General features: G+C 76.0%; 1 protein-coding gene. It reads right to left on the reverse strand.

Annotation, left to right across the window (positions count from 1 at the left end; genetic code table 11):
* Nucleotides 1–224 precede the first annotated feature (224 nt).
* A partial coding sequence (locus tag HW445_RS30365) for a Na+/H+ antiporter NhaC family protein (RefSeq protein WP_218957526.1) occupies nt 225–1,578 on the reverse strand: 1,354 nt, incomplete at its 5' end.

A 1,578-nucleotide genomic window follows, 5' to 3' on the forward strand; every position in this document is an offset into this window, starting at 1 on the left:
TGTCGGCGCGCCGGGGCGCGGTGCCGGTCCCGTCGACGACGGTGCCGCCGGTGATCAGCAGGTCGAAGCCGTCGTGGCCGTCGTGGCCGTCGTGGCGGGGGGCGGGGTGGGGGGTTGCGGGCATGGCAGCTCGATTCGCGGCGGGTTCGGTGCGTCCGCCCGGTGGCGGGGAGGGCCGGGGCGAGGGCGGCGCGGGTGGGGCGGGTGAGGAGGGTGAGGGAGGTTCAGAGGATGACGTTGAGGAGGACGGTGTACAGCGCGCACGCCGGGACGAGCAGCGCCCATCCGGCGCCGAGCAGGTAGGGCAGCCGGCCGGCGCGGGCCAGGCCCATGGCACCGACCATGTTGGCGTTCGGCAGGGGCCCGTAGGTGTCGGCCTTGGACGCCCACAGGAGGACGATCACCCATGCCGCCGGGCCGATGCCGAGTTCGTCGCCGATCGGGCCGAAGACCTCGCCGATGAGGATGACCTGTGCGGCGGTCGCCCCCGGCACGCCGACCCAGCCGAGGGCGGCGACGGCGAGGGCGAACGGCAGCGCGGACATCGCGCGCAGGTCGGGCCCGAGGGCGTCGAGGACGACGTCGTAGGGCCGCAGGAGGTCGACGAACCCGAACAGGGCGGCCAGCATCCAGAAGAGCAGCAGCATGGGCAGCATGCGGCGGGCTCCGGTCAGGGCCGCCCGTGCCGTGCGCGCGGGGGACAGCCCCGCGGCCGCGGCGGTGACGAGGGCGAGCAGCGGCAGGGCGAGCAGCGGGAAGACGGTGCCGGCCCGGGTCACGGCGGCGTAGGCCACGGTGACGGCGAGGGTGAGGAGGAAGGCGCGGGTGGCCCGCCGGGTCCGGGCGTCGGGCGGGGTCCCGGTGGGGTCGGTGTGCTCGTCCCGGGTGACCTCCTCGGGCCGGTAGAAGTCGCCGCGGGCCGCGCTGTGGCGCTGCACCCAGGGCACGACGACGGCGGCGAGGAGGAGGGAGAGGATCGCGAGCGGGCCGGCGCCGACGGCGAGGTAGGTCGGATAGCCGGTGTCCGCGGTCTGCATGATGGCGATGTTGGAGCCGGCGAAGGGGGCGAGGGCGAGGCCCGCGCAACCGCCGAGGAACATGGTGACGGCGGTGGTGGATCGGGTGAGTCCGGCGCGGGCGGCGACCGGGATGAGCAGCGGCGCGGCGATGGCGAGTGCGCCGGCGAGCGTGCCGAGCCCGGCCACCAGGACCACGCAGGCGCACATCATGGCGTAGATCAGGGCCGTGGTGCCGCGGCCCTCCACGGCCCGCAGGATGCCGCGCACGAGGGCGTCGGCCACACCGGTGACCCGCAGCACCTCGCCGACGGACGCGCCGAACACGATGATGAGGCCGATGAGGGTGACCGGGTCGGTCAGGGTGCCGCCGAGCACCTCCGCGGCGGTGCCGGGGGCGGGCAGGGCGAGGAGGACGGCGCTGAGGAGCGCGACTGCGGTGGCCAGGGCGAGGTCGGCGCCGGTGAGGGCGAGGACGGCGTACAGGACGATGGGCAGCAGGCCCCACAGGGTCGGTGCGTCGGCCGACAGGCCGGCGGTGACGCTGACGGCGAGCGCGGGC

Origin of the sequence: Streptomyces sp. UH6 (genome assembly GCF_013421635.1) — a bacterium.
GTDB lineage: Bacteria > Actinomycetota > Actinomycetes > Streptomycetales > Streptomycetaceae > Streptomyces > Streptomyces abyssomicinicus.